The sequence below is a fragment of the Psychrobacter sp. TPE 89C genome (assembly GCF_055522395.1).
Map to the genome: position 1 here is coordinate 125138 of NZ_JBVFXW010000002.1, position 16519 is coordinate 141656.

Here is a 16519-nt window from a genome sequence, read left to right on the forward strand (position 1 = left end):
TATGACTGGTATCTACAATTGTTCGCATGACTTAGCTAGTAATAGTCTGAGCAACTATAATGCCCTGATTACGAAGTCTACTTATGCTTTCTTCATTTTTAGTTAGCTCTTTGTACGACTCATAAGGACTTCTCCTTTTGAGCCAAGCAATCTCAAAAGTGCAAAAGAAAATAAACAATAATACTATTGTTATAGGCTCTTGAAACCAAACGATATCTACAAAAAGTGCTAAGATAGTCATTAAAAATAAAATGAAATAGAGATGCAAAATAATATCTTTTCTCTTAACGGCTCTACATCTTTTAGCGCTTACTATTTCTATTTTTTCGGATTCTCGTACATAGGTGCACAAACCTTTTTTAGTGATATCACTCATTTCAACAAGATGTGTCAAACTGATATTTTTACGCAGCAAGATATTTATCTTTGCAAACGGTATGTTTCTAAACATTTTTACATTTAAAACGTTAATATCCTGTATATATTTTTCTTTACTTAGCAAATTATCTAAATCTAGTCTCAGCTTCTCTATTGCAGCCCTATCTTTAACCACTCGACTTATTGTAGCTGAGATAAAATCCCTTAAGAATGGAAGAAACGGCGATAGCAATGGTATTGACGCAGCAAGCCCTACCAATACTAAATTCAAACCTTCAATTTTTAACATTAGCAATATCCTTCTTTATTGTTATTAATTATCTGAGCTATTCCAGCTAATAACTGTTCACTATTGGATATCAGTTCTTGCTGCACAGCCTTCTGCTGAGCGAGATTGCTATATAAACTGGCAATAATCTGTTGTTCCTCAATAGTAGGTAATACAATCTCTGTTTCCTCTAGTGCAGAACGTGGCAAGCTAAGTGATCCTGTACCTCTAGACTTAGTTTTAAAGTAGTTTTGTACTGGTTTCTGGTTCAGCCACCATGTTAAATAGGTAGAGTGTACTTTTTCAGTTTTAGCTTGCAATACAAAAAAATAAGGTGCTGCTATTACCTTAGCATTTATATCGTTTATAGAGTCATCAACTAAAACTGCATAATTTTGATTACCACGTGCTAGTACTAGAACATCGCCTTTAACAAGCCAGTCAGGCGCGCTTTTACCTGTCAGTTCAGTAGAGATACAAGAATCCCAAGAAATACCATCTACAGATAAGTCTTTCATTTGCACGATTCTTATACCAGTATCCTCAACTCCAGTGATAGCACCACGTATCGAACGACCTGATTTTATTTCACATATTTGGATAAGTTCTAAATGCTTATATTGGTTCCTCACAAACACCCCCCTTTTTTTATGCATAATTCTAAATTATGTAAATAAATACTAAGCTGTGTAATTATCTACTAACTTAGTATAGGAGTCAACGATTTTTATGCATAATTGACTTTTATGCATAAAAAATTTAGCTTTGCGAAATATCTAAGTATATTCATGCTATATTAATTTGAGTAATCTGCTCAAACTCTATCCTGCTTCAATTTACTTGGTCAAAATAGAAAACGGCAACTTGTTGAATATCCGTATCTGATCCAACGACCGATTAATCGTTGAGCACTTACTGACCAAACCTTATAGAGAGGTTGTGATTGCGCTAATAAATAATGACTTTATTGACAAGTAGTTGATACTAGATAAGAATGTTATCTTGCGTGTGTATAACGAGCGTTACGCAGACATTGTATAGTCGATTCAATTTAAAAGTAGTACAAGGCAACTGAGTGTAGATGTATATGTGATACCTCAAGCGAGGTTAACGCTGTAATGTTTTTATAGTGGAATGACTATAGAGGAGAGTTCGCTTGGGATGGTGGCGAGTAGTATTAGACGAGTTAAGTGGTTAGATAAAAATAAGTCCTAACAACCAAAAATGCTTTTTAGTGATAGTATATGTTTGAAACCAAATAGTACTGTAGAAATATTTTGTTACACTTAATTAAAATATAAACCTAATTGTCTGCTTTGCATCCAACACTTTATATATGTTGGTCTAATAGTTGGTCTACAATGTATAGATTTATAATTAAATACTTTAATATCAATTACTTACTATATTAGTTTGACTTCCTCCTTCACCGCCAATCTTATTCTACTTAATCAAAGCCTCAGCTTTTTTATCTTGTCCTACCCTATTTCAAGCATCCCTTAAACCTTTTAAAAGTAAGACTCTCTGTCTCTACTCATTATCTACTGCTGCTCGAAATATTCCCGTTTGACTCTATGCATCTCATGTATTGTGTTGGGCTATTTGTAGTGGTCAATTAATTTAGAACACCTGATATGTAGTGACTGGATTTATAGCCTTTTTATTATGAATATGTCTGCTCTTGCTATCGTCGGCTTTGAAATATGTAATCGTCTAAATACAGACACTGTAATAGCAACTTTAAATCAAGTGATAGCAGACATAAATACGAAGAAGTTCTTTATCACAGTGATCGAGGCTTTCAGTCCTTATCTATTCGCTACACGGATAAAATAGCCGACTCTAGTGTGATTGCTTTTGTTGTGATAATCTTAATCAGTTGAGCCTAGCTGTCTAACTTAAATAAACGGCCTCCGATATATTCGGGGCAGTTCATTCTGTGGACTCCCAACCTTCCCATCATCATTTATATTTGCTTTATATCCAGGATTCTCATTGGTACGGCTATCAGAACCTATAATATAGTAAAGCAAGAAACTGGTTATTGTAGCAATAATCTCATCTTTGTAGATTCCATAACTGACCCTACTATGTATAAGACTCTTCAAAAAAGTGAACACTTTAAGTCACCTTTAAACCAAGAGAAATATCAGTTTGGCAAAGTAAGTGCCGCTTTAGCAGTTGTCAATTTGTTAAGTTTATCAAGAGACAATAACCAGATTTTCAACTCTATTTTTTTCTATTAAATCTACTATTGATATTTTTTCAGTGTTTCTTTGAAGGTCTGCGGTACAAAATTACCAGTTACCGGATTAAACTCTTTGCCGTTATAGGTTGTAGAAATCTTAATGTCACCATCAATAATTTTCTTAGCCAAAGTATCTAATTTATTTTTCACCTTTGGCGATACATCGTCAGCAACAGCTAGCCTTATAACATCATTTTGATTGAGTCCTATTTCGTGTATCTGATTAGGGCGCCATTTTCCAGTAGTAAGATCTTGAGCGGCATTGAGAATAGCCACACTTGCATCAGCAACAGCTGAGCCAACAAATGAACCATCGACCTTGGTCCAGTCGGATACATTACCAATGTGACGTACTTTACCATCATGAGTGTTGATTTCCTCAATCACACCCTGACGCCCAGCATTTAGCATTGTGTATATAACGTCAGCTCCTTTATATATCTCTGCTGAAGCCGCATCTGCGTTGATATCCTTGTTATCTAAATCGCCTGTGAACCAAGTCAAAAACGTAGCCTCAGGATTAACATATTTTAGCCCATCATAGAAAGCTGCACGACCCATCAGACCAGGCTTAGGCCAAGCGCCAGAGATATGACCTACTATATTCGTTTTAGTCGTCAGCCCTGCAAGCGCACCTGCCAACCATGCAGAGTCTTCTTGGCGTACCACATAACTTGACAGATTTGGGCCTTGTACGTGACCTTGAATAACGACAAATTTAATATCAGGAAACTCTTTACTGATGACTTCTGCTGGACCGTTACACTGTCCACCATGAGCAATGATCATATCTGGATTTTTTTGTGCAAGCTCTCGTATTGCATCCGTTAATAGCTTTTGATCTGAAGTGGCGGATATATTGGAGACATAGTTCGCATCGACATCTAATTCAGTTTTGATCTTTTCGTAGCCGCGATAAGCTGCTTCCATAAAACCATTATCATTATGCTTTCCAGGAATCAGAACAGAAATAATTGGACGCTCTGCTGCGATGGCTTGTGTGAACGGGCTAAAGGCTAGGCCTACGGTTATCAATAAAGCATTTCCAATTTTCTTCATATTATCATCCTCAAGAGTAGTGGTTTTGATCTACAACATCTAAGATTAGATACAATAAACTTACACTAGAATACAAATAGGAAAGTTAGCAACATTGTTAAATAATGTAAAATTATAATTTGCTAGGATATAATATAAAATTCTAGCACTCCCTCCAAACTGCATTCTAAATGCAACTGCTAGTTATATAAATTAGGTAAGATTTACAGGATTTTCCCTACTATTTTTCTCATTTTATGGTAATTCATGTCATCTTTATCACCATTTGTAAAATTAAGATATACCTTGAGCTCTATTGAAAAAACCTTATAACCAAACTTGGTCAACTAACAACTCGATAAGGAGTTTATCGTTACCGAGAAAATGCAGAGCTACAGTACGGGATTTAAATCAGAGGCTGTCAAAAACAACGAATCACAAAGGCAATCTGAGTACAACTGTTCGTCGGCTAGGAATAGCGAGGCAAACGTTTTTAATTGATGATGTGAATCGAATAAATACAAGCTCAAAGGGACTGGGTAATATGGCACATAATTGGAAGAAAAGTTATTTTACTGGAGAAAGCTTGATTGAATTGTGCACTGTTAGTCATTGTCCTAATGCTTATCTGAATGATCAGATAATAACAGATAAGATAAGTATCTCCCTCACCTTGCCCATTCCATGTAACGAGAGAGAGAACTAGAAAGCTGAGCAGTCATAAAACCTTGCACTCGCTAACAAAAAGCCAACTTCATTGTTGAGCGTTTATTTGTAGTATCGGTACTGAGCATATTGAACGATCAATCAAATTCAACATAAATAATTTTTTAATAAAATGATAAGGATAAAAATAATGTCAACAGACTACACTCAAAAACTTCATGCTGGCGTAAAATTCCCAGAGATAGACGTAACCGTGCTAAATGGCGAAGTAAAATCATTAGGTACGCCCGAAAATGGTCATGACTGGAAAATGGTCGTTGTTTATCGCGGTAAACATTGCCCAAAATGTACTCAATACCTCACTCAGCTTGAATCTATAAAAGAGTCGTTTGCTAAGGTAGGCGTTGATATCATCGCCATCTCAGGTGATAGTAAAGAGCAATTAAACGCGCACCTAGAAGAGCTAGATATTAACTTCCCTATCGCTTACGGTCTAACTGTTGAGCAGATGAACACGCTAGGTTTATACATCTCTGACCCACGCTCAGAGAAAGAAACCGATCATCCATTCGCTGAACCTGGTCTGTTTGTTATCAATGCAGAAGGTAATATTCAAATCCTCGACATCTCAAATGCACCATTTGCCCGTCCAGATCTAGAAGTGCTGGCTGGTGGCTTGGCTTTCATTAGAAATCCAGAAAACAACTATCCTGTCCGTGGTATGCATCGCTAGAGATTGTTTAAATAGCAGTTTTATATATCTTTCAAAAAAAGAGCTCCCAATTAGGGAGCTCTTTTTTATTTGATGATTGATGACCCGCCTTAAAAATCCATACCCTATCCATCTATCATAATGTACGACTGTGATAATCTTAGACTCGGCACCTTTAAAACCACTCTCTCATATACCGATTATCTACATACAAGCGTATTATTTCTATGTCAAAAGCATTACTTACTAGCATTCGTGTCATCTTATTCACTATCGGTATCGTGACCATCGTTGATTGTGTTACTTTGATAGCGGTTGGTAAAATTAATTTTGGCTCGGTAGTACCGTTGCTATTAGGGATTGTCTTTGTCGCTCATGGCCTATTTTGGCAAGCCATTCGCAAATTTTTCAGCCGAAACCCTTGGTTAAATCGTTTATGGTATGGACTGTGGGCTGCATTTACGCTTTGGCTCATTAGCTTTGGGCTTTTTATCTGGTCATTACAGCAGCAGATTACGCTTAGCAAAGAGCCTGCACCGACTGTGGCAGCGATTATTGTATTGGGTTCAGGAACGGTGGCAGGCAAACCAACACCGACTCTCGCCAAACGCTTGGACACCGCTGTGCCACTGATCGAATCACAACCTAATGCATTGATCATAACCAGTGGCGGCGTGGGCTTTCAGCGTACACGTAGCGAGGCCGATATTATGGCAACGTATCTACACGAATCACATGGCATTGCTTTCGAGCGTATTTCACAAGAAGGTAAAAGCACCAGTACCGAAGAAAACTTAGCCAATAGCCGAGCCATCTTAGAAGCAAACGGGCTGTCTATCGCTGAGCCCATCGCTATCGTGACCAGTGACTTTCATACCATTCGCGCAGCCAGTATTGCCAAGCACCAAGGCTATGAGCAACCTATCACCATCGCCAGTTCTACGCCTTTGTCCATTCGCTATAATGCGTGGTTCCGTGAGTACTTTGCCTTTGTGAGTGGTTGGCTATTAGGAGAGTATTAATGCTAGCTATACTCTCGTTATCAGCACTATACAGCTATATAGGCATACTGATATAAGCAGCTACTTATCGGTCGTCTTTTGCAAAAAATAAACCACAAATTTTGCCTCAGTATTAAATGGCTTTGTTTCAACGGCTGTTAGTAATGCCTGTTTTTTCTCGTTACGTGCACGATACGCATAGGGCGTCATGGTCATCAAATCAGCCAAATCACCTGCTGATAACGTTAGCTCTGTACTGACACGATGAGTATCTAATAGCGTAAAATACGGTGACAACTCTGTTAAAAATTTATCAGAATCATGCTCGCGAACATCATCAAATAAGGCATCACGCATTGTTGCCAAGTGACCTGCATCAGGTTTGGCAATGATTAGATAGCCCTTATCAGCCAATACTTCAGCAAAAGCCTCTGGCAGAATGGGACTAAAAATACTACTGATACCCGTCATACTATGAGCGCGTAATGGTAGGTGCGCGGCGCTAGTGACTAACGGATAGATCGCTGTCGTCTGAATAGATGTCTCTTTATTTTGTTGATACCACAACCGACCTGCTGCTTTGCTGGCTTTAGCCAATTCAACCAATGCAGGTTTACTGATATCAGCAGCGATTAGAGTGTCTATGACATCCGATCCCAGTTGCGCCATTGACTGTATGTAGTAGCCTTCTCCGCAACCAATATCCAACCAATTCACCTGTTCATTTGATGACAATAACGCCACCATTTTTTGGCAAATTAAATCGCTCAATGGCTGATAATGCCCAGCATGCAAAAACCGCTTGCGAGCCTCAATAGATTGCTGACTGTCGCCTGGGGCTTTAGATTTTTTTTGCTGTACTGGTAGCAGATTGACATAACCCTGACGCGCCACATCAAATGGATGTGCTGTTTGCTTAGGGTGTAAGCTACCATCACAGCGCCATGTATCTGCAGCAGGCTGTAGTGGAGATTGACAAAGGGGGCAGATAAATAAAGACACGAGTTTCTCAAAGTCATACAAATATGACTGACATTTTAGCAAAATTCGAGTTAGTTCATGCAGAAAAGAAGCTATTAAAAACGTGATGACTGGAAAACAAAAAGCCACTTCAAATAGGTTTGAAGTGGCTCTTGAAGCAACAGTATCGATATTGCTTTAACGTTAATCAGAATAACAGTATCAACGCAGCTTTAAAATTAACGAACCTTTAAAGTTAACGTAGTTTTAGAGTCATGAGACCTAGAATAACAAGAATGATAGCAATAATCCAAAATCTTGCCACCACTTGCGTTTCTTTCCAGCCAATTTCTTCAAAGTGATGATGTAATGGCGCCATACGAAAAACGCGTTTTTTACGCAGTTTGTATGAACCTACTTGTAGCATAACAGACAGTGCTTCAGCGACAAACAGACCACCCATAATGGCGAAGGCAATCTCTTGACGAGTCATAACCGCAATCGTACCGAGCATCGCACCGAGGGCAAGTGCGCCGACATCACCCATAAATACTTGTGCTGGATGCGCATTGAACCATAAGAAGCCAAGTCCTGCGCCAATCATCGAACCACAGACAATAATGACTTCAGAGTTGTAAGCGATATAAGGCACATGTAAGTAATCAGCAAAGCGTACATCACCTGATACATAGGCCATCGCACCTAAACCTGCCGCGACTAAAACCACTGGCAAGATAGCCAAGCCATCTAAACCATCGGTCAAATTGACCGCGTTAGAAGCACCATTAATCACAAAATAGGTAAAGATAATAAAACCAATACCGAATGGCACTGCCGAAAATGGAATCATCCAGTCTTTAAAGATAGGTAATAACAAATCCTGCATCTCACGAGTAGTTGCAATATCTGGCTGTAACGTCGCGATATAATACAAAGATATGCCGACAAATAACGCGCCCATCGATAGCCAAAAATATTTTTTGCGAGCGATTAGGCCTTTGGGGTTTTTATATTTAATCTTGAGCCAATCATCTGCCCAACCCACTGCACCAAAAATAACCATGACAACGAGCAAAATCCAGACATAAGGATTGTTTAGACGTGCCCACAATAGCGTCGATACCCCAATGGCACTGAGAATCAGGACACCACCCATGGTTGGCGTACCCGTCTTAGCCAAATGCGACTGAGGCCCATCGTTACGAATCGCTTGACCGTACTTGAGCGAACGAAGATGTCGAATGACAGGTCCACCCAACGCCATACTAAAAGCAAGCGCAGTCACGACCGCAAGTAATGCTCTCAACGTCAATGAAGAAACCGCAGAAAACGGCGTATAATACTGGCCAAGCCAGCCAAACAACCAAACTAACACCGCCTACTCCTCGACTAGCGCATTTATAAGAGTTTCCATTTCCATGGAACGAGAGCCTTTGAACAACACAGTACAAGGCTTCGCTTGTTGCGCTTGCAAATATGGCTGTAAATACTTTAATAAACTGTCTTTATCCGCAAATGCATGCGCGCTAATATCAGCAATCTCTTGCGCGCCAGCCACGGTATAAGGGGCATACTCACCAACACAGAGCAGCACATTGATGCCTGTGGTCGCAATGGTACGACCCAAACTTTGATGTTCACTGATAGCTGCTTCACCGAGCTCACCGATATCACCGAGCACCATCACTTGCGTACCCGTTTGCGCGGCCAATACTTTAGCTGCTGCACGAACCGAATGAGGGTTGGCATTATAAGTATCATCAATTAGGCGATGCATACCAAGTAACTGACTGTTCAAACGGCCTTTGGCTGGACGGGCATTTTCAAGCCCAATCACGATGTCACTCACGTCAATATTTAGTGCATGTGCACAGGCAGCAGCGGCCAAAGCATTATTGACATTATGCTCACCAGCCAGTGGCAAGTTGATATCATGAACTTGGCTGCCAATATGCAATTTAAACTCACTGCGCTCAGGCTCTACATCGAGATGGCTAGCACTAACGTCAGTATTACCAAACCCAATTACATGAGACGTATGTTTTTCAGCGATACGGCGCAGTTGATTGGTAAAATCATCCTTATCAGGAACAATCGCAAACTGGTCATTGGTTAATGTGCTATAAATCTCTGCCTTAGTTTGGCAAATACCTTCACGGCTACCAAATTCACCTAGATGCGCGGTGCCAATGTTTAAGATACAAGCTACATCAGGCTGAACAATCTCAGTCGTATAGGCAATCTCACCAATATGATTGGCGCCCAATTCTAAGATAGCATAACGATGATGATCCGACAGCTCAAGCAACATCATTGGCACGCCCAAGTCATTATTTAGGTTACCGCGGGTAATCAGTGTTGGCGCCAATCTACCAAAGATACTGCCAAGCATCTCTTTGCAAGTGGTCTTGCCACTAGAGCCAGTGATTGCAATCACGGTCAAATCTGTGTGCTGCTGGCGACGATAAGCAGCCAACTGACCTAGTGCTAGACGAGTATCACTCACTACCAACTGCGGAATACTGCTTGGACTGGTAACAGGACGAGATACGATAGCAGCGATAGCACCTTTTGATGCCGCCATATCGATATAATCGTGACCATCAAAATTGTCACCGCTCAGCGCTAAAAATATATCACCCGGCTTTATCGTACGGGTATCGGTAGCGATACGATTGCCCGTGACAGTGTCGTTTGATAACTCGGTCTGTCCTGCGTTTATTTGTTCTGGTGATAACTGCCAATGACCATCAAGAGATGCTGTCGCAGCAAGCAGATTATCTACTTGCCAGACATACAGCCCTTGCGACTGATTGGCAGTATCGTTGTCGGCTGTCATAGTGATTACCTTATATGATGACTACTTAATTTTTATAGATATTAGGGTCTGTTGAACATCCAAATATTAGGGCTGCTGATTGCTAAAATTGCACCAAACTAGGCGCAAGTCGACGATAATGTCGAGACCTTAGCTAGGCTTGTAACAACGTTTGGGATAATTTTAGCATCAGCCTTTCAGGGCAGTACTATTTTTTGCCAATATATGGCGAAATTGTTTCACCTAGAATAACTAGGCATCAAAAATTTCACTGCATATTGTCTAAAAAAATAGTGACTGCCAGCACCACATTTGAATGTTCAACAGACCCTGGACTTTTAAATGATTGTGACGTAAAAACCGTCATGGCCAATTGCCTATACTCGGCCCGCTTGCGCTAGCGTTTGCTGCAAAATGACACTGTCATCAAAATCATAACGGACATGATTAATTTCTTGATACGTTTCATGGCCTTTACCAGCGATAACAACAATATCATCGGTAGCGGCATGACTAACGGCATACTCAATGGCGGTTTGGCGGGCAGGTTCGATATGCGTACGTTGATATTGCTCTGTACTCATGCCAGCTTGCATGTCTTGCAAAATGACATTGGGATCTTCGGTACGTGGATTATCAGCTGTCAAAACAACTTGATCAGCACCAGCCAATCCTGCTTGCGCCATCAATGGACGCTTGCCAGCATCACGATCGCCGCCACAGCCAAACACCGCCCACAGCTGTCCCTTACAATGAGTCTTGAGACTGGCCAGCACTTGGCTCAATGCATCAGGCGTGTGCGCATAATCCACGATAAAACAGCCATCATTGGACGGCACACGCTGCATGCGTCCAACAGCACCCTGTAACTGCGGCACAACGGCGCCTATACGCTCAACGTCACTGTATATTCCATTATCAACATCGTTTGAGTTCACACTAAGCGCCACTGAAGCAGCAATAGCCGCGAGCAAATTAGCAACGTTAAAGCGTCCGAGTAATGGACTCACGATGTTTATGTTGCTTATCTTCTCATTGCCAGATCCATTACCATTCATATCACTACGCAGGGTAATTTCGACACCTTGTAGACTTGGCTTAATGTCAGCCGCCACAAAGGTAGCTGTTTTTGATGGATCTAAACTATAGGTCCAAACGATTACATCGCTGGCCTGCGCAGTATCGATCATAACCTGTGCATACTCGTCATCTATATTAATAATGGCATGCGTCAAATCTGGAAAATGTGCTCTATCAAACAACTTAGCTTTTGCCGCTACATACTCTGCCATATCAGCATGATAATCTAAATGATCACGACTCAAATTGGTATAAATCGCCACAGACACTGGCATGCCTTGCAAGCGCTGCTGATCTAATCCATGAGAGCTGGCTTCTAATGCTAAGAGTTCAGCGCGTTCTGTGCCCATTTGATACAAGAACTGCTGGACAGCTAAAGCATCGCCTGTCGTATGACTGGCTTGTACTAATGCGCCAAGTCGACCATTACCTGCTGTACCCATCACTGCACTACTCATGCCAGTTAATTGGGTTAATTGCGCCACCAGTTGACTGATAGTGGTTTTGCCATTCGTACCCGTGACCGCGACGACCTTTGGTAAGGTCGCTGGTTGCCGATATTGCAAACGAGATTGAATTAAATCACCTAAAAAATCACGAATATTGGGTACGTATAATACAGGGCAAGATAGTGCAGCTAATTTTTGCTGTGCGTTCGAGATACTATCCCCTGATGAGCTAATATCGGCAGAATTTGATACATTCGCCGTAGCAAACAGCGCGATAGGATCGACTTCCGATAGAATAAAAGCCGCATTTTTAGCAGCTTGGGATAGATAGTCACGGCTTTTTGGACAGTTTGGCTTTTGGCTTTTTAAGAGAACGAATGCATCATTAGTTTCAAGCTGACGACTGTCTAAACGGAACTGGTGAAATGGGATGTTAGCGACTACATTTATATGATTTGACTTGTCTTGAGTCGCTGCCTGATCAGCCGATGCCGCTACCATCGCCGTCCATACCTGCTGTAAACCTTGTTTATGACTGCTATTGACTTCAAGCAATTGTTGCAAGGTAACAGGAGCATTGTTCGGCGATGAGATAGTCATTGGCAAATCCTAAATGGTTGAAACAAATCGAATAATTAAGCGCTAAACATTGAAAAACGGTCAGTTACACTTTTACTGCTATGGCTCTTCTGTTTTTAACGGCTTGTCTAAAGGTACATTATATAAACGTAGCGCCTCTTTCATAACGTTATGGAACACAGGGGCTACCGTCAAGCCAGCATAAATTTGACTGCGTGGATCTTCAATGAGCATCACACCGACTAACTTTGGATTAGACGCTGGTGCCATACCAGCAAAGACGTTGCGGTACTGGTCGGTATAATAGCCACCATCTGGGTTGATACGGCGTGATGTACCTGTTTTACCAGCGACGCGATAACCGTCAATCGCAGCGGCTTTGGCTGTGCCACCCTGCTCGGTGACACTTTCTAGCATTTGGACAATCGACATCGCCTTTTCATGCGCCATGATACGCTTGCTCGGTAGCGGCTTATCATTTTTGATTAGGGTCAATGGATGCATGACGCCACCTGCGGCTAGCGCTGAGTAAGCTTGCGCCACCTGCGCCAGAGTCACTTGTAGACCATAACCATAACTAACGGTTGCACGGCGTGCTGTCTCTTTCTCTTTTGGTGTCACGACCAGACCACTGCCCTCACCAGGGAACTTTAATGGTGTCTTCGCACCGAAGCCAAATTGCCTTTGCATATTACTAATAGCATCGGCTGGCAGTGATAGCGCAATCTTGGTCGACGCTACGTTACTAGATTTCTGTAATAGCGTTGCTAGATTGATCATACCCAGATTATTATGATCACGAATGGTATAGCCACGAACACGGATAGATCCAGGATTGGTATCGATTAAAGAGGTCGGCGTGTATTTACCAGAGTCTAGTGCTGCAGCAACCGTAAATGGCTTCATTACTGAACCTGGTTCAAACACATCAAGGAGTGCACGGTTACGCTGGTTTTCACCCGTCATCTCATTTAAGTTGTTTGAGTTAAATGATGGCCATGTCGATAGTGCAAGAACTTCACCCGTTTGCACATCGACGATCATACCTGTTGACCAACGTGCTTTTTGCAAACGCCCTGCTTTTTCTAGCTCTTTATACAGCAAATACTGCAATCGTGAATCAATAGTCAACGCCACATCTTTGCCCGGTATTTCGGGTTCAATTTGCTTAATTTCTTTTAGACTGTTTTGTTTGGCATCTTTCAATACCAATACCTTACCATCATCACCTGCCAGCTCAGTCTCATACTGACGCTCGATACCGGCACGACCTTCGTAACCACCTTCAGGGTCGCTAGCACTTTGTCCCATAAAGCCCAATAACTGCGAATTTGGTTGCGGCTGCGGATAATAGCGCTGAAAGAAATTCTTTTCATAAATACCAGGGAAATCAAGCGAGCTGACACTCTGAGCAATCTCAGGCGTGACCTTATTCAGCAATGGCAGATAATGTGAGCCTGCGCCCGACGGCAGTGCGGCTTTTACTGCTGCTTCGTCAGTGACATCAATACTGTCATCAATGGCGGTGACTTTTTTTAACTCATCGACTGAGATGTTGGCAGCAGCAGCAAGCGTGGTCAGATCCATATTGTCTAGACGCTTCTGCATATTCGCCTGTAATTGTGGACTGCTAGGGTTGGTAAGAATAATCCGCTTTAGCTCATAATATTCACGCGAATAATCATGCGGACTAAAAGACACGGTTGCGAGTGGCGCGCTGACGGCTAATGGCAAGTCATTGCGATCGGTAATCATGCCACGATAAGATTTTTGCGTACGCACGCTGGTAATAAGCTCATTACCTTTGTCTTGGTAGAACTGGGCATTGGCGACTTGTAAATAATACGCACGAGCTATGAGCAACCCCAATACGATCAGTGCGATACCCCAAATAGTACGGAAGCGATTTTTATCATGCTCAAAGCCACCACGAGAGGATGCGCCAGATGCCTTACCCAAAAATGCTCTTTTGGCTTTTTGATTTTTGACGCTGGTATAAGCACCTTTGTCTTCGTTCTTTTTTAGGCGATCAAACAGTTTGGCTTTTCGATTGCCAGAAGATTGTTTTTCAGGCTTGCTGCTCGTTTGTCCAGATTTAGCCGCGCTAGCAGGGCGTAATGGCTTGGTAACCTTGCCACTGGCTGGTTTTTTTCTGGTAGTTTTGACAGGTTTTTTGACACCAGTGTTAGGTTTTTTATCACTCATTGTCCTGCCTCCGCTTCCGCAACATCAGGAGACAAATCCGTAGAAGCCCGTGGTCCAACAGCATATGACTCTTCGTCATCTGAATCAGTAGTGTCCACTGGTACCAATACTGTAGCGGCCCCTGGCTGGATAATGAGCTTGTCTTTGAGGGTTGGTGAGAACATACCCAACTCAGACACAGCACGACTGGCAATTTGCGGTGTCGCACTAAATGTCTGTTGTTCAATGAGCAAGCGCTGGTGCTCAACTTGTAGCTTACGCTCTTGTTTTTTCATGTCTTGCAAGGTTTTATAGTCCTGATGATATTGCTGAACGCCTTCGGCTGTTTTGATACCGCTCCACACGATCGCGGCAGCTATTATTAATAGCACTGCCACATAGATACTGACCACATTAAATCGGCGCACGAATAGTTCGCCGATATCGTTATTATAGGGCGGTGCGGCGCGACGTTTTGTCGGTTTGTCAGATATTGCCATGACGATCTCAAAAATTGAACTTCAAAATATAAAAAGCGATAACCGTCTATGAGTGATACAACACTCATGAGCCATCAGCACCATCAGTAAAGATAAAACCAAACAGACAAAAAAGAAAGCAACTGTCGAGCCTAGCAGAGAATGTTTACAGGTTTTTAACAGCCACGTAACCATTAAAACATCAGTCATATCTCACAAATCGATAGCGGACCAAATAGCATGCCCAAGCGTTGAAACATCTAAGCACTTATATTTCTAAGCACATATATGTCCAAGTACTTAGAATAAGTAGATGTTTATGTACCAACAATCTAGACTCTACTAGTCGCCGACAGGTAGATAATCGATATCCGTACGTGTTGCCATGCGCAACCATGCACTACGCGAGCGTGGATTTTGACTGGTTTCAGCTTTGCTTGGACCCACGCGTTTAGGCTTGCTAAAGTAACGTGGACGATTGGGCGGCATCGGTAGATTTTCGTCTTCTGGATACTGCCCTTTGCTATGACGCTGCAAAAACTGCTTGATACGGCGATCTTCTAGCGAGTGAAAGCTAATAACTGCAAGCTGTCCGCCTGATTTCAAAATCGGGATACTTTGTTCTAAAAAGGCATCCACATCGCCAAGCTCATTATTAATAAAAATCCGCATGGCTTGAAAGCTCTGAGTCGCTGGGTGCTTGCCGCGCTGCCAGTTAGGATGCGCCACTTTGATTACTTCTGCCAACTCAAGCGTGGATTCAAAGCTGTCCATTTGCTTGATCGCACGTGCAATACGGCGGCTATGACGCTCTTCGCCAAAGTCATAAAGCACATTAGCCAAGGTTTCATCATCGACTTTCATCAACCATTCAGCGACCGACTGGCCACGGCTGGTATCCATGCGCATATCAACCGCACCATCACGCATGAAGCTAAAGCCACGACTGCCATCATCAATCTGCGGTGAGGAAATACCCAAATCCGCCATCAAGCCGTCAACTTGCACGATACCCATGGCTGCTAGACTGTCCGTCAATGTCGCAAAGCTGTCATGAACCACTTTCACGCGGCTGTCTGTACTTGCCAGCTCTTGAGCCACGCTTATGGCTGTTGGATCTTTATCAAAGACAATCAACTGTGCATCATCGGCAAGCTGACTTAATAGCAACCTGCTATGTCCACCGCGCCCAAAGGTCGCATCAACGTAAATACCGCTTATCTGCAAGCTATTCTGGTCGAGGCTGTTTTGATCATCATTGCCTGTTTGCTTCGGCAAAGACTTTACACCCAAGACGGCGGCGACTGTTTCTTGCAGCAATACCGCGTCATGGACAAAACTCAATTCGTCAGAGGTTGTTTTATCTGTTACAGATACTTGAGCAGACTGATCAGCAGACGTATTCTCTACCGTAGACAAACTAGCCACTAAGTCAGAGTGCTCAGTGGTTGACGAAGGAGTTGCTGTAGATTTTGACTTATTTTTTTGCTTGTTATTTAATAATGACACACACGACTCAGTAGATGACGACCATTTTGGCCAGTAATAGTGAAAAATCAGATGAAAACAAACAAGTTATGCCTTGCCTAGCATTATTATCGCAAGGATATATCTGTAGTCAAGCGCTAGAAGGGCTTTTCATTAAAAATATCCTATCTC

At 42.1% G+C, this 16519-nt stretch carries 12 protein-coding genes; 2 read left to right on the plus strand and 10 right to left on the minus strand.

Annotation, left to right across the window (positions count from 1 at the left end; all coding sequences use genetic code 11):
- Positions 1 to 31: 31 nt before the first annotated feature.
- From ACZW67_RS01475 to ACZW67_RS01485, 3 genes are all read right to left on the minus strand, one after another.
- A complete protein-coding gene (locus tag ACZW67_RS01475; protein ID WP_465181886.1) occupies positions 32 to 667 on the minus strand; it encodes a hypothetical protein in 636 nt (211 codons plus the stop codon).
- Positions 667 to 1278 carry a restriction endonuclease subunit S gene (locus tag ACZW67_RS01480; protein WP_465181887.1) on the minus strand — a complete coding sequence of 204 codons (612 nt, stop codon included), beginning with the start codon at positions 1276 to 1278 and terminating at the stop codon, positions 667 to 669. Before ACZW67_RS01480 ends, ACZW67_RS01475 begins: the two co-directional genes overlap by 1 nt.
- 1619 nt (positions 1279 to 2897) lie before the next feature.
- Positions 2898 to 3953, minus strand: a complete 1056-nt coding sequence (locus ACZW67_RS01485; protein ID WP_465181888.1) for a BMP family protein — start codon at positions 3951 to 3953, stop codon at positions 2898 to 2900.
- Between the two features lie 835 nt (positions 3954 to 4788).
- Here ACZW67_RS01485 and ACZW67_RS01490 point away from each other — a divergent pair.
- Positions 4789 to 5331, plus strand: coding sequence for a redoxin domain-containing protein (locus ACZW67_RS01490; protein WP_465181889.1), 543 nt, complete (start codon positions 4789 to 4791; stop codon positions 5329 to 5331).
- A 206-nt stretch (positions 5332 to 5537) separates the two neighbouring features.
- The gene (locus tag ACZW67_RS01495) at positions 5538 to 6332 is read left to right on the plus strand and encodes a YdcF family protein (RefSeq protein WP_465181890.1); all 795 of its coding nucleotides are present in this window, start codon (positions 5538 to 5540) and stop codon (positions 6330 to 6332) included.
- A 60-nt stretch (positions 6333 to 6392) separates the two neighbouring features.
- On the opposite strand, the gene ACZW67_RS01500 is transcribed toward ACZW67_RS01495, so the two are convergent.
- The 7 genes from ACZW67_RS01500 to rsmH form a co-directional block, all read right to left on the minus strand.
- The gene (locus tag ACZW67_RS01500) at positions 6393 to 7313 is read right to left on the minus strand and encodes a putative RNA methyltransferase (RefSeq protein ID WP_465181891.1); all 921 of its coding nucleotides are present in this window, start codon (positions 7311 to 7313) and stop codon (positions 6393 to 6395) included.
- Between the two features lie 214 nt (positions 7314 to 7527).
- On the minus strand, positions 7528 to 8646 hold the full coding sequence (gene mraY, locus ACZW67_RS01505) for a phospho-N-acetylmuramoyl-pentapeptide-transferase (protein WP_110923675.1): 1119 nt from the start codon (positions 8644 to 8646) through the stop codon (positions 7528 to 7530).
- A 3-nt stretch (positions 8647 to 8649) separates the two neighbouring features.
- Positions 8650 to 10110, minus strand: coding sequence for a UDP-N-acetylmuramoyl-tripeptide--D-alanyl-D-alanine ligase (locus tag ACZW67_RS01510; RefSeq protein ID WP_465181892.1), 1461 nt, complete (start codon positions 10108 to 10110; stop codon positions 8650 to 8652).
- Between the two features lie 356 nt (positions 10111 to 10466).
- Positions 10467 to 12218, minus strand: a complete 1752-nt coding sequence (locus ACZW67_RS01515; protein ID WP_465181893.1) for a UDP-N-acetylmuramoyl-L-alanyl-D-glutamate--2,6-diaminopimelate ligase — start codon at positions 12216 to 12218, stop codon at positions 10467 to 10469.
- 78 nt (positions 12219 to 12296) lie between these two features.
- Entirely contained in the window at positions 12297 to 14402 is a 2106-nt protein-coding gene (locus tag ACZW67_RS01520) for a peptidoglycan D,D-transpeptidase FtsI family protein (RefSeq protein WP_465181894.1), read from the minus strand.
- Entirely contained in the window at positions 14399 to 14881 is a 483-nt protein-coding gene (ftsL, locus tag ACZW67_RS01525; protein WP_194197886.1) for a cell division protein FtsL, read from the minus strand. The genes ACZW67_RS01520 and ftsL overlap by 4 nt, the downstream gene beginning before the upstream one ends.
- 321 nt (positions 14882 to 15202) lie before the next feature.
- Positions 15203 to 16204: a 16S rRNA (cytosine(1402)-N(4))-methyltransferase RsmH gene (rsmH, locus tag ACZW67_RS01530; protein WP_465181919.1), complete on the minus strand. Its 1002-nt coding sequence runs from the start codon at positions 16202 to 16204 to the stop codon at positions 15203 to 15205.
- Positions 16205 to 16519 lie beyond the last annotated feature (315 nt).

Coding starts and splice junctions, on each gene's coding strand:
- ACZW67_RS01475 (WP_465181886.1), bottom strand. CDS start 667: ATGTTAAAAATTGAAGGTTTGAATTTAGTATTGGTAGGGCTTGCTGCG.
- ACZW67_RS01485 (WP_465181888.1), bottom strand. CDS start 3,953: ATGAAGAAAATTGGAAATGCTTTATTGATAACCGTAGGCCTAGCCTTT.
- ACZW67_RS01490 (WP_465181889.1), top strand. CDS start 4,789: ATGTCAACAGACTACACTCAAAAACTTCATGCTGGCGTAAAATTCCCA.
- ACZW67_RS01495 (WP_465181890.1), top strand. CDS start 5,538: ATGTCAAAAGCATTACTTACTAGCATTCGTGTCATCTTATTCACTATC.
- ACZW67_RS01510 (WP_465181892.1), bottom strand. CDS start 10,110: ATGACAGCCGACAACGATACTGCCAATCAGTCGCAAGGGCTGTATGTC.
- ACZW67_RS01515 (WP_465181893.1), bottom strand. CDS start 12,218: ATGACTATCTCATCGCCGAACAATGCTCCTGTTACCTTGCAACAATTG.
- ACZW67_RS01520 (WP_465181894.1), bottom strand. CDS start 14,402: ATGAGTGATAAAAAACCTAACACTGGTGTCAAAAAACCTGTCAAAACT.
- ftsL (WP_194197886.1), bottom strand. CDS start 14,881: ATGGCAATATCTGACAAACCGACAAAACGTCGCGCCGCACCGCCCTAT.